This is a genomic window from Streptomyces sp. NPDC039609 (genome assembly GCF_055596705.1).
In genome coordinates, this window is record NZ_JBVIUJ010000013.1 from 1 (window position 1) to 19,847 (window position 19,847).

21 protein-coding genes are annotated in these 19,847 nt (G+C 70.0%); 8 read left to right on the plus strand and 13 right to left on the minus strand.

The features are described from left to right. Nucleotides 1–132 precede the first annotated feature (132 nt). Nucleotides 133–537, plus strand: a complete 405-nt coding sequence (locus ACZ561_RS31580) for a Uma2 family endonuclease (protein ID WP_471001515.1) — start codon at nucleotides 133–135, stop codon at nucleotides 535–537. Here the strand turns inward: ACZ561_RS31580 and ACZ561_RS31585 are convergent. From ACZ561_RS31585 to ACZ561_RS31600, 4 genes are read right to left on the minus strand one after another with little or no spacing between them, the layout of a single operon-like run. Beyond that, on the minus strand, nucleotides 531–1,196 hold the full coding sequence (locus ACZ561_RS31585) for a response regulator (protein ID WP_471001518.1): 666 nt from the start codon (nucleotides 1,194–1,196) through the stop codon (nucleotides 531–533). The genes ACZ561_RS31580 and ACZ561_RS31585 overlap by 7 nt on opposite strands. Beyond that, complete coding sequence (locus ACZ561_RS31590) at nucleotides 1,193–2,437, minus strand: sensor histidine kinase (protein WP_471001521.1); 1,245 nt, start codon at nucleotides 2,435–2,437, stop codon at nucleotides 1,193–1,195. Before ACZ561_RS31590 ends, ACZ561_RS31585 begins: the two co-directional genes overlap by 4 nt. A 10-nt stretch (nucleotides 2,438–2,447) precedes the next feature. Next, nucleotides 2,448–3,233, minus strand: a complete 786-nt coding sequence (locus ACZ561_RS31595; protein WP_471001524.1) for an ABC transporter permease — start codon at nucleotides 3,231–3,233, stop codon at nucleotides 2,448–2,450. Further along, nucleotides 3,230–4,132 (minus strand): ATP-binding cassette domain-containing protein, encoded by a 903-nt coding sequence (locus ACZ561_RS31600; RefSeq protein WP_471001527.1) that lies wholly within the window; start codon nucleotides 4,130–4,132, stop codon nucleotides 3,230–3,232. The genes ACZ561_RS31595 and ACZ561_RS31600 overlap by 4 nt, the downstream gene beginning before the upstream one ends. Before the next feature lie 134 nt (nucleotides 4,133–4,266). Here ACZ561_RS31600 and ACZ561_RS31605 point away from each other — a divergent pair, with 134 nt between their 5' ends. Then, nucleotides 4,267–4,827 (plus strand): GNAT family N-acetyltransferase, encoded by a 561-nt coding sequence (locus tag ACZ561_RS31605; RefSeq protein WP_471001530.1) that lies wholly within the window; start codon nucleotides 4,267–4,269, stop codon nucleotides 4,825–4,827. A 187-nt stretch (nucleotides 4,828–5,014) separates the two neighbouring features. On the opposite strand, the gene ACZ561_RS31610 is transcribed toward ACZ561_RS31605, so the two are convergent. The 8 genes from ACZ561_RS31610 to ACZ561_RS31645 all read right to left on the minus strand — a co-directional run bounded on the left by ACZ561_RS31610 (nucleotide 5,015) and on the right by ACZ561_RS31645 (nucleotide 13,529). After that, nucleotides 5,015–6,544: a type IV secretory system conjugative DNA transfer family protein gene (locus ACZ561_RS31610; RefSeq protein ID WP_471001533.1), complete on the minus strand. Its 1,530-nt coding sequence runs from the start codon at nucleotides 6,542–6,544 to the stop codon at nucleotides 5,015–5,017. A gap of 1 nt (nucleotide 6,545) precedes the next feature. After that, nucleotides 6,546–7,961 (minus strand): ATP-binding protein, encoded by a 1,416-nt coding sequence (locus ACZ561_RS31615; protein WP_471001536.1) that lies wholly within the window; start codon nucleotides 7,959–7,961, stop codon nucleotides 6,546–6,548. 13 nt (nucleotides 7,962–7,974) lie between these two features. Further along, complete coding sequence (locus tag ACZ561_RS31620; protein ID WP_376443549.1) at nucleotides 7,975–9,528, minus strand: SCO6880 family protein; 1,554 nt, start codon at nucleotides 9,526–9,528, stop codon at nucleotides 7,975–7,977. Continuing rightward, entirely contained in the window at nucleotides 9,525–10,889 is a 1,365-nt protein-coding gene (locus tag ACZ561_RS31625; RefSeq protein ID WP_471001540.1) for a hypothetical protein, read from the minus strand. The genes ACZ561_RS31620 and ACZ561_RS31625 overlap by 4 nt, the downstream gene beginning before the upstream one ends. Beyond that, nucleotides 10,879–11,712: a DUF8175 domain-containg protein gene (locus ACZ561_RS31630; protein WP_471002062.1), complete on the minus strand. Its 834-nt coding sequence runs from the start codon at nucleotides 11,710–11,712 to the stop codon at nucleotides 10,879–10,881. Before ACZ561_RS31630 ends, ACZ561_RS31625 begins: the two co-directional genes overlap by 11 nt. Before the next feature lie 62 nt (nucleotides 11,713–11,774). Continuing rightward, nucleotides 11,775–12,083, minus strand: a complete 309-nt coding sequence (locus ACZ561_RS31635) for a hypothetical protein (RefSeq protein ID WP_260230621.1) — start codon at nucleotides 12,081–12,083, stop codon at nucleotides 11,775–11,777. Between the two features lie 269 nt (nucleotides 12,084–12,352). Continuing rightward, a complete protein-coding gene (locus ACZ561_RS31640; protein WP_471001543.1) occupies nucleotides 12,353–12,970 on the minus strand; it encodes a hypothetical protein in 618 nt (205 codons plus the stop codon). A gap of 136 nt (nucleotides 12,971–13,106) precedes the next feature. Next, nucleotides 13,107–13,529: a hypothetical protein gene (locus ACZ561_RS31645; RefSeq protein WP_471001546.1), complete on the minus strand. Its 423-nt coding sequence runs from the start codon at nucleotides 13,527–13,529 to the stop codon at nucleotides 13,107–13,109. 500 nt (nucleotides 13,530–14,029) lie between these two features. Between ACZ561_RS31645 and ACZ561_RS31650 the strand changes: the two genes are divergently transcribed. The 4 genes from ACZ561_RS31650 (at nucleotide 14,030) to ACZ561_RS31665 (ending at nucleotide 17,553) form a co-directional block, all read left to right on the plus strand. Beyond that, nucleotides 14,030–15,067, plus strand: coding sequence for a C40 family peptidase (locus tag ACZ561_RS31650; protein WP_471002065.1), 1,038 nt, complete (start codon nucleotides 14,030–14,032; stop codon nucleotides 15,065–15,067). Nucleotides 15,068–15,249: 182 nt separating this feature from the next. Next, nucleotides 15,250–15,960, plus strand: coding sequence for a phosphatase PAP2 family protein (locus ACZ561_RS31655; RefSeq protein ID WP_376443536.1), 711 nt, complete (start codon nucleotides 15,250–15,252; stop codon nucleotides 15,958–15,960). 488 nt (nucleotides 15,961–16,448) lie between these two features. Next, entirely contained in the window at nucleotides 16,449–17,267 is an 819-nt protein-coding gene (locus tag ACZ561_RS31660) for an SCO4651 family lipoprotein (protein ID WP_471001549.1), read from the plus strand. Between the two features lie 103 nt (nucleotides 17,268–17,370). Then, nucleotides 17,371–17,553, plus strand: a complete 183-nt coding sequence (locus ACZ561_RS31665; RefSeq protein WP_329118047.1) for a hypothetical protein — start codon at nucleotides 17,371–17,373, stop codon at nucleotides 17,551–17,553. A gap of 34 nt (nucleotides 17,554–17,587) precedes the next feature. Here ACZ561_RS31665 and ACZ561_RS31670 read toward each other — a convergent pair whose 3' ends face one another. Then, complete coding sequence (locus tag ACZ561_RS31670) at nucleotides 17,588–17,944, minus strand: metal-sensitive transcriptional regulator (RefSeq protein ID WP_329118045.1); 357 nt, start codon at nucleotides 17,942–17,944, stop codon at nucleotides 17,588–17,590. Nucleotides 17,945–18,136: 192 nt separating this feature from the next. Between ACZ561_RS31670 and ACZ561_RS31675 the strand changes: the two genes are divergently transcribed. Together ACZ561_RS31675 and ACZ561_RS31680 are read left to right on the plus strand one after the other, a co-directional pair. Further along, nucleotides 18,137–18,757: a DUF47 domain-containing protein gene (locus tag ACZ561_RS31675; protein WP_471001552.1), complete on the plus strand. Its 621-nt coding sequence runs from the start codon at nucleotides 18,137–18,139 to the stop codon at nucleotides 18,755–18,757. A 6-nt stretch (nucleotides 18,758–18,763) separates the two neighbouring features. Further along, nucleotides 18,764–19,762, plus strand: a complete 999-nt coding sequence (locus ACZ561_RS31680; RefSeq protein WP_384516735.1) for an inorganic phosphate transporter — start codon at nucleotides 18,764–18,766, stop codon at nucleotides 19,760–19,762. Nucleotides 19,763–19,847 lie beyond the last annotated feature (85 nt).

Sequence of the window (19,847 nt, forward strand, 5' to 3'; positions counted from 1 at the left end):
GGTACTGCAGGGGGGACCCTGTGGGAGAGTAGGACGCCGCCGAACAATCATTGTGGGAAAGCCCCGCACCTTATGGTGCGGGGCTTTTCTGCGTTTGGGTACTCTGGTCCGGCCATCCCTCTGGAAGACACCGTGACGATCGACCCGCAGCACCTCCCCCTCCTCGAAGAAGCTCAGCGGATCGCCCCCAAACCGTACGCGGCGAAGCTCCGGAACCCGGACCTCAGCTACCTGCCCGACGAGGTCATGGAGAGCGAAGGGAACACCGCGGTAGCGGATCTCGCTCTCATCGCCGTCGAGATCGTCCCGCCCTCCAACCCCGAGAACGACTGGGTGGCCAAGCTCGCCGACTACGCGGTCATGCAGATTCCGCTGTACCTGATCGTCGATGCCCGTGATTCCACAGTCACGCTGTTCTCCGAGCCGAACCACGACAGGTACCACACCCGTACCGACCGGAAGTTCGGGGAGTCGATCCGTATTCCCGGGCCCTTCGGGTTCGATCTCGACCTGAAGCCGTTGAACCCTTATCACTGACCTGGCGTCACCAGTTGGGTGTCGTACGCCAGGATGACCGCCTGGACGCGGTCCCTCGCGCCCGTTTTCGACAGGATGCGGCTCACATGGGTCTTTACCGTCGATTCCGCGAGGTGGAGGCGTTCGGCGATCTCCGTGTTCGTCCAGCCCTGGGCGATGACCGTGAGGATCTCGCGCTCCCGGTCCGTGAGGGCCGAGAGGCGGGGGTCCTCGCGGGGTGTGCCCGGAGTGGTCGGGAGGTGGTGGATGTAGGCGTCGAGGAGGCGGCGCGTGAGGCCGGGGGCCACCACCGCGTCGCCGGCGGCCACCGCGCGGATGCCCGACAGGAGCTCCTCGGGCTGGGCGTCCTTGACCAGGAAGCCGCTGGCACCGGCGCGCAGGCCGTCGTAGGCGTACTCGTCGAGGTCGAACGTCGTGACGATCAGGACGCGGGTGCGGCCGCCGGCTGCGACGATCCGGCGTGTGGCCTCGATGCCGTCGAGGCCCGGCATCCGGATGTCCATCAGGACGACATCGGGGTGGTACCGCTCCACCAGGCGGATCGCCTCGGTGCCGTTCGGGGCCTCGCCGACGACCGTCATGTCGTCCTGGCTCTCCAACAACATGCGGAAGCCGAAGCGTTGCATCGCCTGGTCGTCCGCGATCAGCACCGTCGTCACGAGCGGGAATCCTCCAGCGGGAGTCGGAGTCGTACGCGCCAGCCGCCGGGCGGCAGCGGATCCGCTTCGAGTGTGCCGTCGTAGAGGGCGGCGCGCTCGCGCATACCCGTAACTCCCTGGCCCGTTCCGATGATCCCCCTTGCGGGACCGCCGGTGTCCGTGACCTCGGCCGTCAACTCCTCCTGGCCGTACGAGAGGAGGACTGTCGCCTCGGCCTTCGTTCCCGCGTGCTTGAGGGTGTTCGTCAGGGCTTCCTGGATGACTCGGTAGACCGTCAGCTGCGCACCGGTCGCCAGGGGTTGGGGGTCGCCCAGGATCTCCAGTCGTACCGGCAGGCCCGCCGTCCGTACGCCGGCGATCAGCGCCTCCAGGTCGTCCAGCGTGGGCTGCGGATCGCGTACCGCCTCTCCGCGCAGGAGCCGCCGGAGTTCCGCGAGGGCCTGGCGGCTGGTCGTGCTGATGGCGTCGAGGGCCTCGGCGGCGCGTTCCGGGTTCTTCGCGGCCGCGTACTTGCCGCCGTCCGCGAGTCCGGTGATGACCGAGAGGTTGTGGCCGATGATGTCGTGCATCTCGCGGGCGATCCGCGTGCGTTCGGCTGCCGCCGCCAGTTGGGCCTGCTGGTCGCGTTCGACCTCGAGGCGTCGGGCCTTGTCGACGAGGGCGGCCGTGTAGTCCTGGCGGGAGCGGACCGCGATGCCGAGGAGGGCGACCATCGCGTACGCCCACAGGGTGGGGACGATCTGCTGGTCCCAGCTGTCTTTCGGGAAGCGGATCGCGCCCACCACCAGGGGTGACGTGATCACGATGAGCGGCCAGAGCAGGGTGCGCAGGGGCAGCCGTAGAGCGATGTGGAAGACGACGACGGCCTGGAGGAAGCCGGCCTGGAGGAACGCGCCGGTCCAGTTGCTGAGGAGGGACGCGCAGGCCATCACGGCGAGGACGGTCATGGGCCGGCGGCGGCGCCACAGCAGCGGGACGGAGAGGGCCAGGCTCAGGGCGAGGACCAGCCAGGCCGGTACGGACGGGTCGCGGGCGATGTTCCGCCAGCCGCCCGCCGCGTCGGTCAGGGCGGCTCCCGTCCAGAAGGCGGCGAGCAGTGCGTCCCAGACCCAGGGGCGGCGGGCGTCGAAGGCCCGTATGCGTTGGGTCTGCCGCTGGAGGTACCGGCTGAGGGGTTCCTCCTCGGTCCCGACACCGTTGAGGGGTTCCTCCTCGGTGCCGGGCCGCTTCTCCGTGATCATCCGCTCATCCTCATACGTCTCGGCGCTTGAGCAACAGCGCCGGGACGATCAGGGTTGCCGCGGCCCACAGGCACAGGGCGAGCAGCGCGCCGCCGGGGGAGGCCGCGTTCGGCATGGGGTCGGCGGAGCCGAGGGCGCCGGCGGCCTGGGTGGGGAAGTACGTGAGGGCGGTCTCGACGGCGTCGTACGGGAGCATTCCGAGGACCTCGGGGAGGATCAGGACGCCGCCGACGAAGGCCCCGATGCCGCCCGGCACCGAGCGCAGCGCGGCGCCGAGGCCGAGGGCGATGAGGCTGAGCAGGGTGACGCCGGCCGCGTTGCCCGCGACGGCGGCCAGGACTCCGTCGTCGGTGAGTGAGGCCGCCTGGTCGGTGTCGGAGAGGAAGATCTGCGCGGTGAGGAAGGTGATCAGGGCGGCCACGAAGGAGACGGTGAAGACGACGGTCGTGAAGACCGTGGCCTTTGCCCAGAGGACCGGTGTACGGCGTGGAACGGCGGTCATCGAGGCTCTGATCAGGCCGGTGGAGTACTCGCCGGCCGTGACGAGGATGCCGAGGACGGCGAGGCAGATCCCGCCGAGCTGGGAGCCGTAGAGGCTGAGGATGACCGTGTCGACGTCGGAGTCGCCGCCGTCGGAGGTGTAGGTGGCGCCCATGAGGATGCCGACGCCGAGGAGGAACGCGACCGAGGCGAGGACGGTGATCCAGGTCGAGCGGACCGTCCACAGCTTGTGCCATTCGGAGCGCAGGACGCGGGTGGGGGTGACGCGGTACGTGTGCGCGGTCGTCGTGCTCATGCTGCGGCTCCCTGGTATTCGACCGAGTCGTGGGTGAGGTCCATGAACGCCTGCTCCAGCGAGGCGGTCTGCGGGGTGAGTTCGTAGAGCGGTACGCCGTGGGCGGCGGCCGCGCGGCCGATGTCCGCGGCTTCGACGCCGGTGACGCGGAGGGTGTCGGCGGCCTCCGTGACGACGTGTGCCGTGGGGAGGAGGGTGCTGAGGCGGTCCGGGTCGGGGGTGACGACCTTGACCGAGGCGCCGCCCGACTCCCGTACGAGCGCGTCGACGGTGGTGTCCGCGAGCAGCCGGCCCTTGCCGATGACGATCAGGTGGTCGGCGGTCAGCGCCATCTCGCTCATCAGGTGGGAGGAGACCAGGACCGTGCGTCCCTCGGCGGCGAGGGACTTGAGGAGCGTACGGATCCACAGCACGCCCTCGGGGTCGAGGCCGTTGACCGGCTCGTCGAGGACGACCGTCTCGGGGTCGCCGAGGAGGGCGGCTGCGATGCCGAGGCGCTGGCCCATGCCGAGCGAGAAGCCCTTGACGCGGCGGCTGGCTACCTCGGTGAGGCCGCTGAGGCCGAGGACGTGCTCGACGCGGGAGCGCGGGATGCCGTGGGTGTGGGCGAGCGCCATGAGGTGGTGGAAGGCGGAGCGGCCGGGGTGGATCGAGCGGGCTTCGAGGAGCGCGCCGACCTGGGTGAGGGGTGCGGTGTGGCCGGCGTAGGCGCGGCCGCCGATGGTGGAGCGGCCGCGGGTGGGTGCGTCCAGGCCGAGGAGCATGCGCATGGTGGTGGACTTGCCGGCGCCGTTGGGGCCGAGGAAGCCGGTGACGGTGCCGGGGCGGACGGTGAAGCTGAGGTCCTGGACGACGGTCCTGGCGCCGTACCGCTTGGTGAGTTCTTCTGCTCGGATCATGTCCACGACGCTACGGAGCGGACGGCGGCGGATCGTCCGACCGTGGGCGGGAGCCGGGCCTGTGACGTAGTACCGGGGTACGACGGGGAGAAAGAGCTTGTCGGGGGCGGTGTACGGCGGCGAGGATCACGGTCATGGACTACTTGATACGTGTCATCCGCGCCGACGAATGGGAGCAGACCCGGGAGATCCGACTCTCCGCTCTCCAGGACCCGGTGGCGAAGATCGCCTTCCTGGACACCCACGAGGCCGCGGCCGCGCGGCCCGACTCGTTCTGGCAGGAGCGGGCGGAGGGCGCGTCCGAGAGCGGGACGAGCGCCCGTCAGTTCGTGGCCGAGGCGCCGGACGGCAGCTGGGTGGGAACGATCTCGGTCCTGGTGGAGCGACCGTCGGACGAGGTGCGGTTCGGCGAGGCGGCGAAGGTCGACCAGACGCACATCGTGGGTGTGTACGTACGGCCGGAGGCCCGCGGTACGGGTGTGACCGAGGCGCTGTTCCGGGCGGGTGTGGAGTGGTCCTGGTCGCTGCCGGAGCCGGCGGTGCGGCGCGAGCGGCTGTATGTGCACGAGGACAACGCGCGGGCCGCCGCCTTCTACCGCCGGTTCGGGTTCGAGGCGACGGGCGACCGGGTGGGGGTGCCGGGCGACGACTCCGCGCACGAGCTGGAGTACGAGATCCTGCGGCCGACGGCGTAGCGCCGAGGGTTCGGTGCCGGGGTCGGCTCCGGGTCGGCTCCGGGGGTTTGACGCCGGGGCCTGGCTCCGGCGGTCGTGCTCCTGAGAAGCTGGTGACTCCAGCGGACTCGGGGGAATCGTGCAGGAGTTGCAGCCGGGAGACCCGGCGGTGATCGGTCCGTACCGCCTGACGGCGCGGCTCGGCCCCCTAGGCCTGGAGCAGGGGCTCCGGCCAGCGGGCGCGGGCCTGTTCCTGGGAGCGGAGCAGGACCAGGGTCGGCAGGCCCTGGTCCTGGCCGCTTGCCAGCAGCTCCGGGAGCCGGGGAAGGGGAGCCACGGCGGCGACGTCGTCGAGGACGAGCGTCATTGGTGGGTCGAGCCGACCGTCGGATGACCGTGCGGCCATGCGGCGGCCGTGCTCGACCACGCTTGCGGTGAGGGCGGTGAGCAGGGGCATCGCGCCGGGGCGGGTGCGCGGGTCCTCGATGGTTTCACCGACCACATAGAGGGTGCCCCCTTCAGCGGCGAATGATTCCAGCGCCAGCGAATCCGTTCGGTTCGGGGTGCAGGCGTCCCTGATGTGGATCGAGGAGAGCGCGGAGAGGGCGCGGGCGGTCAGCTCCTGGGCGATCTCGCGTCGTTCCGGATGAGCGGTGAGCGCGGACTCCAGGAGTCCGGCGTGGCCGGAGGCTGCCTTGAGGTGTGTACGGAGGATCTGTACGGGCTCGTGGGCTCCCGTGCCCTGGGCCCAGCGGTGGACCTGCTTGAAGGGGCGGTCGTCGAGGGTCGCGGCGTGCAGCCAGCAGCGCAGGAGCGTTTCCGCGGTGTCGGCGACCGCGGCGTCCAGACGGGACGGCGGGCGTACGGGGGCGAGCAGCGCGACCGCCCGCTCCTGGGCCGTGGCCGGGTCCTCGCAGCCGGAGGACGGGGACCAGTGGAGGCGGGCGGGCGTGTCGCAGAGGTGGCCGGGGTCGTAGACCAGGACGGGGCCGAGCTTGCCGCGGGCGTCCTTGGTGTCGGCCCAGACGGTGGGGTCGGAGGTGACCACGAGGACGGGGCCCTCGGCGTCCTGGACGGCTTGGAGCGCTGCGGGGCGACGGGTGGCGGGGGTGCCGTAGAGGAGGCGTGGGGTACGGGGCGAAGGGACGACGGTCTGGGGCACGGGGGCCGGGGCGACCGACTGTGGGGCGGGGGCCGTCGCGGGGGTTGTCGGTGGGAGGGTGGGCTGTACGAGGGTCTCCGCCGCGGTGGCGACCGGCTCGGACACCGGCTGTACGACCGGTTGCGTGACCGGTTGAGCCTCCGGGGCCGGGGCCTGGGACGGGGCTGGGGCCTGGGCCTGGGCCGCGAACGCCGGCGCCGTGCCGTATGTGGCCCGTCTGCCCGCCCGTACCGCTCTCCACCGTGCCAGCGTCCCCACCGCGAACACCGTGAGGACCACGAGCACCATCAGTTCGCCGATGAGCAGTCCCCAGAACAGCCCGTACCCCGACAGCTCGCCCGCCGGGGTGTCGGGCCATGCGCCCGGCAGGTCCTGTGGGTTGCCGATCAGGGCGCGTACGGCCATCGGCGTTCTGGTGAAGGTGACCGTGGCCGGCCAGGCGCCCTTCGAGAGCAGGGCGGCCAGGCCGGTCGCCGTCCATACGAGCACGGTCAGCCCGAGGACGAAGCCGACGAGGCCGACCACGAGCCCGTCGGGGATGCCCCCTTGCTGCCGGTCCTGACGGTCCTTCGACATCTCATGCCACCGTCGACTGCGAGGGGTCGTTCAGCTGCTGCTCGATGAGGGCGGCGCGCTGTTCCGTCTCCCATTCCAGTTCCGGGTCGATGGACGGGTCGACGGCGTGGTCCACGGACGACTCCGTCATGGCGCGGTCGGTGTAGACGAGCGGCCGTTCCTTCTCGGTGATGAGGTGTTTGACCACCTGCACATTGCCGTTGACGTCCCACACGGCGATGCCGGGGGTGAGCGTCGGGATGATCTCGACCGCCCACCGTGGCAGGCCGAGCACCCGTCCCGTCGCCCTCGCCTCGTCGGCTTTCTGGGCATAAATGGTCCTGGTCGAGGCCATCTTGAGGATGGCCGCGGCTTCCCGGGCCGCCGCGCCGTCGACGACGTCCGAGAGGTGGTGGACGACCGCGACGAAGGACAGGCCGAGCCGACGGCCGAACTTCAGCAGGCGCTGGAACAGCTGGGCCACGAAGGGGCTGTTGATGATGTGCCAGGCCTCCTCGACCAGGAAGATGCGCTTCTTCCGGTCGGGGCGGATCCAGGTGTGCTCCAGCCAGACGCCGACGATCGCCATGAGGATCGGCATGGCGATGGAGTTGCGGTCGATGTGGGACAGGTCGAAGACGATGAGCGGCGCGTCCAGGTCGATGCCGACGGTCGTCGGGCCGTCGAACATGCCGCGCAGGTCGCCGTCGACCAGCCGGTCCAGGACGAGCGCGACGTCCAGACCCCAGGCGCGTACATCGTCTATGTCGACGTTCATCGCCTCGGCCGACTCCGCTTCCGGGTGGCGGAGTTGCTCGACGATGTCGGTGAGGATGGGCTGGCGGTCGGTGATGTGTGCGTTGACGTACGCGTGGGCGACCTTGAGCGCGAAGCCGGAGCGCTCGTCCAGGCCGTGGCCCATCGCGACCTCGATGATCGTACGGAGCAGGGCGAGCTGCCCGGTCGTGGTGATCGACGGGTCGAGCGGGTTGAGCCGGATGCCGGCGTCGACGGCGACCATCGGGTCGAGGCGGATGGGAGTTATTCCCAGCTCCTGCGCGATGAGGTTCCATTCGCCGACGCCGTCCTCGCCCTGGGCGTCGAGGACGACGACCTGGCGGTCGCGGAACCGCAGCTGCCGTAGGACGTACGTCTTCTCCAGCGCGGACTTGCCGTTGCCGGACTCGCCGAGGACCAGCCAGTGGGGGGCCGGGAGCTGCTGGCCGTACAGCTGGAACGGGTCGTAGATATAGCCCTTGCCGCTGTAGACCTCGCGGCCGATGATCACACCGGAGTCGCCGAGGCCGGGGGCGGCGGTGGGCAGATAGACGGCCTGGGCCTGGCCGGTCGAGGTACGGACGGGCAGACGTGTCGTCTCCACCTTGCCGAAGACGAAGGACGTGAAGGCTTCGGTGAGGGCGGAGAGTGGATCTCGCATCAGTCTGGCCCCTTTAGCGGCGGATGCCGGTCGCGAACGGCAGCGTGTTCACAAAGGCCCGGTGGTGCTCGCGGTCGCACCACTCCAGCTTCAGGTACGACTTGCCCGCGGAGGCCCTGATCGTGCGCTTGTCCCTGGCCAGGGCCTCGGGCGAACGCGACGACACGGTGATGTACCCGACGAGGTTGACGCCCGCGGCGCCGCTGGCGAGGTCTTCGCCGCGCTGGTCGAGACGGCCGTGCGCGGCGATGTCCCGCGGGTCGACCGTGCGGTTCATCTTGGCCTGTCGGGAGGCCTCGGCCTCGTCGTTGGTCTTCTCGGTGAGCATCCGCTCGATGGCGACCTCGGTGGGTTCGAGGTCCATGGTCACGGCGACCGTACGGATCACGTCCGGGGTGTGGACGAGGAGCGGGGCGAGGAAGTTGACGCCGACGGGGGTCATCGGCCACTCCTTCACCCAGGCGGTGGCGTGGCACCAGGGGGCGCGGGTGGAGGACTCGCGGGTCTTGGCCTGGAGGTAGGTGGGCTCCATGGCGTCGAGTTCGGCGGGCCAAGCGTTTCGTTTCGTCATGGCCTGGATGTGGTCCATGGGGTGGTCCGGGTCGTACATGGAGTGCACGAGGGAGGCGAGCCGGGACTGGCCGAGGGGCTGTCGTACGCGGATGTCGGCCTCGGCGAGGCGGGCGCAGATGTCGGTGAGCTCGCGGGCCATGACGACGGCGAGACCGCCGTCGCGGTCGAGCTTGCGGGCGCCGGAGGTGTGGCGGGCGGCGCGGGCCATCGCGTTGGCCTCGGCGGCGAGTTCGCGGGTGTAGTGCATACAGGCCACGAGGTAGGCGCGGTGCTGCTCGCTGGAGGTGGAGACCATCGACTGGAGCTGTTCGTACGACTCCTGGAGCCAGGCCGGGGCGTTCGGGTCGCCGCGCTGGCCGACGTCCTTGGCGTGGGCGTCGGGGTCGGCGGGGAGGGTGCGGGCGAGCATCTGGAGGCGGGTGACGAAGCCGTCCCCGTTGGCGACGTGCTTCAGGAGCGTGCCGAAACGGTCCACCAGCGCTTCCTGGTCCTCGCTGTCGCGCAGGCCGACGCCGGGGCCCTCGATCTCGATGGCGGCGGTGACGGTGCGGCGGTCGGCGTGGAGGAGGACGGCGATCTCGTCGGGGCCGAAGGGGGCGGAGAGCCAGCTGATCCGGCCGATGCCGGGCGGCGGGCCGACCTCGACCTCGCGGCCGTCGAGCCGGGTGCCGGCTTCGGCGGCGGCGGAGCGGTAGGCGGTGCCGCGCTTCAGGCTCCGCTTGTAGCTGCGGTTGATCTCAAACCACTTGTAGAAGGTGCGGTGCTTGTACGGGACGTACACGGCGGCCAGTGCCAGCAGCGGAAAGCCGGTGAGCAGCACGATCCGCAGGGTGAGGACGGGGACGAGGAGTCCGCTCATCATGCCGAGGAACGCACCGGCGATGATCAGGGCGATCTCGCCGGTTTCGCGGTTCTTGCCGACGATCGCGTTCGGCCGGGCCCGGCCGATGAGATACGTACGGCGGGGCGTGACCGGCTGGGACTGGGTCGTCAACGCCCTCCACCTCCAGTGCTTCCTGTGTTGTTGCGGTTGCTGTGCGGGGTGCCCGATGTCGGGCTGCTGCTACGCGGCGGGGGTGCGGCGGAGGGGACAGATCCGCCGCCGCCCCCGGCCGAGCCCCCGCGGCTGCTGTGGGCGGCGACGCCGCCCGAGAGGGGGTTGGCGGGGCGCGGGGCGTTGTTGGAGCCGTTGGAGTTGTTGCCTCCGCCGTCGCCACGGGCGCTGTGGGTCTTGATGCCCTGGGAGACGAGGGAGGCGGGGGAGGAGATCACGGCGGCGGCGGCGTTCTCGCCGGCGCGGTGGAGGCGGTTGTTGCGGGAGGCGACGATCTCGTCGCCGAAGCCGGGGACGAAGCGGTAGATCATCCCGGAGGCGAAGATGGCGAGCAGGATGATCGCGAGCCCGGAGACGACGGCGGAGAACGAGTCGGGCCCGGTCCCGGAGGAGAGCGCTCCGGCGAGGCCGAGGACGATGACGATGACCGGCTTGACGAGGATCACCGCGATCATGATCCCGGCCCAGCGGCGGACGTGACCCCACATGTTCTTGTCGACGAGTCCGGAGTAGACGACGACGCCGAGGAGGGCGCCGACGTAGAGCAGGACGGCGCGCAGGAACAGTTCGAGATAGAGGACGCCGGCGGCGAGGATGCTGACCAGCGAGACGATGATCAGCATGATGGGCCCGCCGCCGATGCTGTCGCCCTTCTGGAGCGCTTCCTTGAAGCTGCCGAAGAAGACGTCGGTCTGCTGGCCGGTGCCGGAGGCGATGACCTCGGTGACGGCGTCGGTGGCGTTGACGACGGTGTAGAGGATCAGCGGGGTGAAGGCGGAGGCGAGGACGGTCAGCCAGAGGAAGCCGATGGCCTCGGAGATGGCGGTGGTGAGGGGGACGCCGCGGATGGCGCGCTTGGCGACGGCGAGGAGCCAGAGGAGGAGGGTGAGGACGGTGGCGGCGGCGAAGACGACGGCGTAGCGGCCGAGGAACTCGAGGTTGGTGAAGTCGACGTCGGCGGTCTCTTTGACGGCCTGGGAGAGCTTGTCGACGATGGCGACGGCGGCGTCGGCGCAGCCGCGGGCGAGGGAGGAGAGGGGGTCCAGGGCGGCGGTGGGGTCGGGTGGGCTGCTGGTGCCGCCCGAACCGCTGCTCTCTCCCTGCTCGCAGTAGCGCTTCGCGTGGCCGCTGAGGTAGCGGCACTCGTCGGCGCCGGTGGAGGACGGTGTGGGGGTCGGTGTGGGCGCGGCCGTCGCGCGGGCGGCGAAGAGGAAGGCCGTGGTCTGCAGACCCACCACCAGGGTGGTGAGGGAGCGGGCCCTGGCGAGGGAACCGGTTCGAGCGCCGGGATTACCGGGCATAAGTGAACCCTCCGAATTCCGCGACGGCCTTGCTGATGTCTTCGGCGCTGGACGCCGCGACGTCGCCGGGGACGGGCGCGGGGCCGTCCTTCTCGGTGTCGGCCGTGACCTTCCAGTCGTTGTCCGTCCAGGTGAGGTCGAAGGTCCAGGTCTTCCACGTGGTGCGTACGGGGTCGGTGGAGCCGGTGCCCGACATGCCGATCAGGCCGGTGTACCAGACGGAGACCTTGGCGGAGTTCCCGCTGAAGCTCTCCACCTTGGTGCCCACCGGGATCGTGCGGGAGACGAAGGTGCTGCCGTGCGGCGCGTTGCCGTCGGCGTCGAGGCCCATCCTCTTGAGGAAGTCGGCCGAGTACGCCGTGTCCTGACGGCCCTTGAGCTGTGCGGCGGCTTCGGGGGTGTAGATGGTGTCGACGAGCTGGTGACGGGTGTCCCGCTTGAACATCCCGTCCGACCCCAGCGCCACCGCATAGTTCGACGCCGCGCTCTGCGCCCCCTGCTCGTCCCGGGCGAAGCCCGTCGGGATCTGGCCGTTCTTGCCCGTCACCGGGCGGACGCCCGTCGCCTCTGTCGGGGCGTTCGAGCCGGCTGCCTTGTTCGGGGTGGAGCCCGTCGTCTCCGTGTCGTCGCCGTTGCCTCTGTTGGCGAAGGCGATCGCGGCGATCAGCAGGACCACCACGCCCACGACCGTGATGAGCGAGCGGGAGTTGCGGGCCGGTGGGCGGCGGGCGCCGCCGTAGACGTCGCCGGTGCCGCCCTCGGGGAGCCGCGTGCGGGTCTGGCCCGAGCCGCCGAAGCCGTCGTTGTCGTCGCCGAGGCTCATGGCAAGCACGCCCTCTCAACCGTGTGGTGACTGGACATCAGGAAAGCAACCGACCTCGGTGGTTAGACGGCCATCCCGTACACGATCGTGAACAGCGTCCCCAGTGACCCGATGATGAAGACCCCGGTCAGACCGGCCACGATCAGGCCCTTGCCCTGCTCGGCGCTGAACGTGTCCCTGAGGGCTGTCGCGCCGATGCGCTGCTTCGCCGCACCCCAGATGGCGATGCCGAGGCAGAGCAGGATGGCCACGGCCATCACGACCTCGATCATCACCTTGGCTTCATTGCCCAGGCTCCCGAAAGGCCCCCAGTTCGGGGCGATTCCACCGATGATGGTGGTGATGTCGCCTTCTTCGGCCGCCAGGTACATGTAACTCACCGCCCCTGTTGGGTAGTTCGTCGCCCCTGCCTGATGGCATGGGTCATCGCCCTATCTTCGCTGATGAAACCGCCCGCGTGTGACGGCTTGACGGCTCTCTTTACCCGATCCCCGCACAGATGACCGATCCGACCGTCTTGACCTGCGACGGTGTGGCCGGTTTCTATGCGAAGAAGCGTATGGTCACTCTGTGTATCACGGAGGGTGACTCCGGGCAATGACTGTCGTTGTTGCACTCTTGGGGTGGTGGCGGGCCCTGGTCAGGCGCTGGTGCGTGGGTTCCACTCCGCGCTGTGCCAGGAGCCGGAGAGGTACGCCTCGGGCAGTTGCGCACAGGTCGTGTACGAGTTGAAGAAGAGCGTCTCCGTCGTGTCGTGCCAGGCGAGGTCGAACTTGTCGCCCGTGGCCGGGTCCTCGAAGCGGAAGCCGAGGGACAGGGAGCCCTTGCTCTGGCGGTGGCGGTCGTACGTGAGCTTCCAGCCGGCCTTGGTGAACGCCTCGCGCAGCCGCTGGTCGGCGGCGCGGGCCCGGTCGGCCTGGACGGCGGGCACGGACCAGTCGAACGCGAACGAGGCGACGTCGAGGTCCACCCGGTCGATGGCCCACCGTTCGTAGCAGGTGTGCGCGGTGGAGACCCGGCCACCCGTCACGGGGGTCGTGGCCGGCAGGCCCATCGCGTCGTAGGCCCACTGGGACCGCGCCTGCACCCGTGTGATGACGGTGGTGGGGTCGACGGTCGGGTAGTCCCTGCCGGGCAGTACGGAGCACGCGGTGGCGGTGACGCAGGTGACGGCGGCGAGCGCCACGAGCACCAGGGCCCGGAAGAGGCTCCGTGGGGCTGCTGCGGATGCTGGTGCGGGAGTGGTGCTCGGCGTCATGGACGCGACGTTACGGCGCGCAGATCCGGGGCGGTTGAGTACGGGTACTCAACCGACGCCCCTGGTGGGGGCGGCGGTGCCGGGCGTTTCGGTGCAAGGTCCGGGGTCCCCCGCGCCTGACGCCCGGCAGAGCCCGTCAGCCCCCTGCGTACGGCGTGTCGACGTGGCTGACCTCGTACAGGCCCGCCCCGGCCACACGGTAGACCGCCGTGCGGGTCAGGGTGGTGACGGCCAGGGGCTCGCCTTCACGGCGGGTGCGGTAGACCACCGTCACGGCCGGACGGGTCACCGCGAGGGAGACGACCGGGGTGCGGTCGCCGAGGGACTCGGTGGCGAACGGGACCGGGGTGCCGTGGTCGTTCCGCCATACGACGAGGGTGTAGAAGCGGCCCGTGCCCGGCGTGGTGATCTTCACGACGCCCACCGCGTCGGCCGCGGCGTCTCCCACGATCTGGCCGGTCGCGCACTGGGGCTGGAGGTCGACCTGGACGCCGTCCTCGCCCTCCCAGTGACCGTCGGTCAGCCGCATCGAGGGCTGCGGATGGTCGGGGAGCTTCACGAGGGCGGTCTGTACCTGTGCGTGGCGGAGTTGATCGCACGTCAGGGCGGCGGCCGCGGGTCGCGAAGGAGATGCGCTGCGGGACGGCGTAGCGCTGCGGGAGGGGGACGCGCTGCGGGACGGCGTAGCGGTGGCCGTGGGAGACGCACTTCCGGACGGTGACGCGCTGCCCGTAGGGCTCGGGGCTCCCGGCGCGCCGTCGCCACTGCCGTCGTCCGGACCGCAGCCGACGAGCAGCCCCGCCGCCAGCGTCGCGGCCAGGCTCGCGACGGCCAGGCGTGTCACGCGTGTCAGATGGGCCGTCCGTGCTGATCTCGTGTGGCTCATGATCGTCCCCCTGTGGCCGAATCCTGTTGTGCGGCGCGACGAGAGACGTCCCGGAAGTCGGCCGGGGTTGCAGGACTTTGTCCGAAACGGGTAACAGCTCACCCCCCGACGGGCGGCCCGCCCACCTAGAATTGCCGGTCGGTGGACTGCCGAGACACCAGGGGTGGTTGACGGTGCGTAGGGCGGGCAAGGCCGGCAGGGCGTGGCTGGTGGCCGGTGGCGTCTTCGGGGCGTGTCTCAGCTTCGTCGCGCTGCTCGTCGTCGGTACGTACTCCGCCGCTGCCGGGCTCATCGGTGGTGCGGGCGACGCCAAGAACGGCACCGTCGGGCTCGCCAAGGGCGCCGTACCGGCCGCGTACCAGGGGCTGGTGCAGAAGTGGGGGAATCTCTGCCCGGCCATCAATCCCGCCCTGCTCGCCGCGCAGCTCTACCAGGAGAGCGGCTGGAACCCGCGGGTCGTCTCGCCCGCCAACGCCATGGGCATCGCGCAGTTCATCCCCGGCACCTGGGCCGGTCACGGCATCGACGGCGACAAGGACGGCGACCGGGACGTCTGGGACCCCGCCGACGCGATCCCGTCCGCCGCCTCGTACGACTGTGAACTCGCCGGCTATGTGAAGAACGTGCCCGGAGACGCGACGAACAACATGCTCGCCGCGTACAACGCGGGGGCGTACCGGGTCATAAAGTCCGGCGGGGTGCCGCGCATCAGCGAGACGCAGAACTACGTGCGGATCATCCGCTCCCTGGAGAAGAGCTTCGCGCGTCCCCTCGGCCGGGTCGAACCCTCGCGGCAGGCCGCCGGGGCGATCAACTTCGCGCAGCAGAAGCTCGGCACGCCCTACCTCTGGGGCGGTACGGGAACGGCCGCGCAGAATGGCCGATTCGATTGCTCCGGGCTGACGCAGGCCGCGTACCGGACCGTCGGCGTCGAGCTGCCGCGTGTCGCGAACGACCAGTACAACGCCGGGCCGCATCCGTCCCGTGCCGAACTGCTCCCCGGCGACCTCGTCTTCTTCTCCGACGATCTGACGAACTCCCGCGCCATCAGGCACGTCGGTATCTACGTGGGCGGCGGCTACATGATCGACGCCCCGCGCACCGGGGCCGTGATCCGTTTCACCAAGATGGACACACCCGACTACTTCGGGGCGACGCGGGTCACCAAGGAGGGCGCGGCGGCGCTGCCGACGCACCTGCCGCAGACCTGACGAACTGTCGGACATGGCCGGAACTCTCCGTAAAGCACAGGCCCTGAGCTGCGATGACGTGTCACTCTTCGGTAACGTCGTGGTGATCGTCGAGGAAGAGCGGAACGCACGCCTCAGGCGGTTCGTTCCCTGATACGACCGCCCACGGTCGACTCACGTGACAAGGCAAGGGGCCGCAGCACATGGCTGAACTCGCATCGGATGGTTCGAACCCCGATGTCAGCCTGCTCAGAGACATCAACGGGCTGGCGCGGGACGCTCCGCCGTGGTTCGACCGTGTCATGGAGTTCGTAGGCGAGTACGGGATCATGCTCGGCCTCGTCCTCGTCGCGCTCTGGTGCTGGTGGAGCGTCCGCCGGCGCGGCACGCTGACCGACTCCGTGTCCGCCGTCACGGGGCTCGTCTGGGCGCCGCTCGCCGCGGGTGTCGCGCTGCTGATCAACATCCCCATCCGGGGCTTCGTCGAGCGGCCGCGGCCGTTCAACGACCATCAGGGCCTCGAGGTCCTCGTCGACGGCAAGACCGACTTCTCCTTCGTCAGCGACCACTCCACCATGGCGATGGCGATCGGCGTGGGGATCTTCGTCGCGCACCGGAAGTTCGGCCTCGCCGCCATCGCGCTCGCCTTCGCCGAAGGCTTCTGCCGCGTCTACATGGGCGTGCACTACCCGACCGACGTCATCGGCGGCTTCGCCCTCGGCACGGCGGTGACCCTGCTCCTCGCGCCTCTCGCCGGCGCCCTGCTGACCCCGGTCGTCTCCGCCGTCGCCCGCTCCCGGCACGGCGCCTGGCTGGTCCGCTCCCGGAACGCCGCGAAGCGCTGCCCGCAGCCCGAGGCGCTCGACATCCCCGAGCCGCGCATCGGATCGGGCGAGAACGACCTGGCCGCGTAGGCCGTCGGTCCGGGGTCCTGCGGTCCGGGACCGATTGGTTCCGGGTCCTGTGGTCCGGGACAGCGCGATCAGGAGGCGCGGCCCGGGACGGCGAGATCAAGTGTTGCGGCCCGGGACGGTGAGTTCCAAGCCCTGCGACCCGGGACGGTGAGTTCCAAGCCCTGCGACCCGGGACGGTGAGTTCCGGGTCCTGCGACCCGGGAGGGTGAGTTCCGGGCGGCGCGGCTATGCCGTGTGCCGGCTCGCCGCATCCGTGTGCGTCTCCCCGTCCGACCGGGCCTTCTCCCGCGATCTTCGCGCCGGGCCCGACCAGCCACAGCTGCACCGGGCTATCGCGAAGGAGCCGCGTTCCGTCGTGGTCGTGTGATGCGGGGCCTGCTGATGCACGGATCCACCGTACTGCGCGTGACGGGTGGCCCGGGACCGTCGTTAGGCGGGTCGGGCGGGTCCCGGACAAGCAGCGGTACGGCGTTGGGGGTTGGCAGGCGATGGTGGTGCAGCGGTACGGACGTGGGGGCGGCTCCCTCGCCGTCGCGGCGGCCCTTGTCGGCGCGGTGGCCACGGGCGGGTGCTCCGCCCCCGAGGACTCCAAGCCGAGCGGCGATCCGACGAAGACCGTACGTGGCGCGGCCGACGTCCTCACCCGGGCCGGCACCTCCAAGGCGAGCACCAGCATGGAGATGGCGACCGGCGGGACCCGGGTCACCATCAGGGGCGAGGGCGGGTACGACTTCCGCCGTCGCACGGGCCGCCTCCAGGTCGTACTGCCCAAGGACGCCGCCGGAGCCTCCGAGCACCGGCCCATCACCGAGCTGCTCGCGCCCGGTGCCCTCTACATGAAGAACCGCGGCGCCGGCGTCCCCGCCGACAAGTGGGTGCGGGTGGACACGACCACCCTCGACGACGGCAACCTCGTCACCGGCGGGGCCACCGACCCGGCTGCCGCCGCCGAGCTGCTGCGCGGCGCGCAGAAGGTGACCTATGTCGGCGAGGTCGACCTGGCAGGGGTGAAAGTCAGCCACTACCGCGGGGTCACGGACATCGCCGTGGCCGCCCGGGTCGCCTCGCCGCAGGTGCGCGGGGCGCTCGCCGCGGCGGCGAAAGGGTTTGCCAAGGACACCGTGCCCTTCGACGCGTACCTCGACCACCAGGGCCGGCTACGCAAGGTGCGCCACCAGTTCAGCTTCGCCAACCAGGGGCGCACGGTCGCCGTCGCGTCGACGACGCTGCTCTACGGGTTCGGTGCCGCCGTCGACGTACGGCTGCCGGACCGGAAGGACATCTACGCCGGGAGGATCGAGGTGTAGCAGGGGGTCGCGTGCAGGCCATTGCCAAATGGTCCGGACGTGTCATGCGCGGTGTGTGGCGCGCTCCCTACGCTGGGAGACCGACGCCGGCAGGAAGAGGTGAATGCGCGTGGCTCCGCCCAGTACCGCGACAGTGCCCACTGACCAGGACTGCGTCGCTCTCGCCGAGATCGAGCTGTGCGGTGAACTGATCATCGCGGCATCGGCCGCGGACGGGGAGCGGCTCAGCGCGGACCGTATCGACGAGGTGCTGAGGGTCGCGACGGAGCGAGCGGACTGCTGCTGATCGGCCGGGGCGGGCCGGTGCCTGCCCCGGGCTCTCAGGTACGCATCATCCGGGCGATGGCCTTCGTGGCCTCCTCCACCTTGGCATCGATCTCGTCGCCGCCCTTCATCGCCGCGTCGGCGACGCAGTGGCGCAGGTGCTCCTCCAGGAGCTGGAGCGCGAAGGACTGCAGGGCCTTCGTGGAGGCCGAGACCTGAGTGAGTATGTCGATGCAGTACGTGTCCTCGTCGACCATCCGCTGCAGACCGCGGATCTGGCCCTCGATGCGGCGCAGCCGCTTGAGGTGCTCGTCCTTCTGCTTGTGGTAGCCGTGCACGCCGTGGTCGTGGTCGGTGGGTTCCGCGGCCCCGACGGGCTCGGGGGTGACCTCGGCTGCCTCGGTGGTCGTCATCGCGTCCTCCCGTTGTCCAGAAAGGGTGTGTATACCCCTCGTGGGTATATGGTACCGATCCCCGCCGATCCGGGCGGGGGCCCGTGCAGATCACTGTGCCTGATGGGCGACACTGAAGGGACGCCGGTTAGCCGTGGCCGGATGATGCGCCTAGCATCAGCCTGACCCAACCCAGCACCCCGAGGACCCCACGTGCGATTTCGTCTGACCCCCAGGGAGACGAGCTTCTACGACATGTTCGCCGCGTCCGCGGACAACATCGTCACGGGCTCGAAGCTCCTGATGGAACTGCTCGGAGCGGACATGTCCGCCCGGGCCGAGATCGCAGAGCGGATGCGGGCAGCGGAACACGCCGGTGACGACGCCACCCACGCGATCTTCCACCAGCTGAACTCCTCCTTCATCACGCCGTTCGACCGCGAGGACATCTACTCCCTCGCTTCGTCCCTCGACGACATCATGGACTTCATGGAGGAGGCCGTCGACCTGGTCGTCCTCTACAACGTCGAAGAGCTCCCCAAGGGTGTCGAGCAGCAGATCGAGGTGCTCTCCCGCGCGGCCGTGCTGACCGCCGAGGCGATGCCGAACCTGCGGACGATGTCCAACCTCACCGAGTACTGGATCGAGGTCAACCGGCTCGAGAACCAGGCCGACCAGATCCACCGCAAGCTGCTCGCCCAGCTCTTCAACGGCAAGTACGACGCCATCGAGGTGCTGAAGCTCAAGCAGATCGTGGATGTGCTGGAAGAGGCGGCCGACGCCTTCGAGCATGTGGCGAACACGGTGGAGACCATCGCGGTCAAGGAGTCCTGAGGCTTCGTGGACACCTTTGCGCTGATCGTGACCATCGGTGTCGCGCTCGGCTTCACGTATACGAACGGCTTCCACGACTCGGCCAATGCCATCGCCACCTCCGTGTCGACCCGGGCGCTGACCCCGCGGGCGGCGCTGGCGATGGCGGCGGTGATGAACCTCGCCGGCGCGTTCCTCGGCAGCGGGGTCGCGAAGACCGTCAGTGAGGGCCTGATCGAGACGCCGCACGGCGACAAGGGGATGGGCATCCTCTTCGCCGCGCTGGTTGGCGCGATCATCTGGAACCTGGTGACCTGGTACTTCGGTCTGCCGTCCTCCTCCTCGCACGCGCTGTTCGGCGGCATGGTGGGCGCGGCGCTGGCCGGCGGTACGGAGGTCATCTGGGGCGGCGTGCTCGACAAGGTCGTCATCCCGATGTTCATCTCGCCGGTGGTCGGCCTGATCGCCGGTTACCTGGTCATGTGCGCGATCATGTGGATGTTCCGCAAGGCCAACCCGCACAAGGCGAAGCGCGGTTTCCGTATCGCGCAGACGGTGTCCGCGGCGGGCATGGCGCTCGGCCACGGTCTGCAGGACGCGCAGAAGACGATGGGCATCGTGGTGATGGCCCTGGTCATCGCGGATGTGCAGCAGTCGGGCGACGACATCCCGGTGTGGGTGAAGATCGCGTGCGCCGTGATGCTCTCGCTGGGTACGTACGCGGGTGGCTGGCGGATCATGCGGACGCTCGGCCGGAAGATCATCGAGCTGGACCCTCCGCAGGGGTTCGCGGCGGAGACGACGGGCGCGTCGATCATGTTCGGCTCGGCGTTCCTCTTCCACGCGCCGATCTCCACGACGCACGTCATCACTTCCGCGATCATGGGCGTGGGCGCGACGAAGCGGGTGAACGCGGTGCGGTGGGGTGTCGCGAAGAACATCATCCTGGGCTGGTTCATCACGATGCCGGCGGCGGCGCTGGTGGCGGCGGCGAGCTTCTACGTGGTGCAGCTGTTCTTCGGCTGACGGGCCGGCACGCCGGGGTGCTGCTGGGGGTCCGGGGGTTATCCCCCGGGGGATGCAGTATCACGATGCCGGCGGCGGCGCTGGT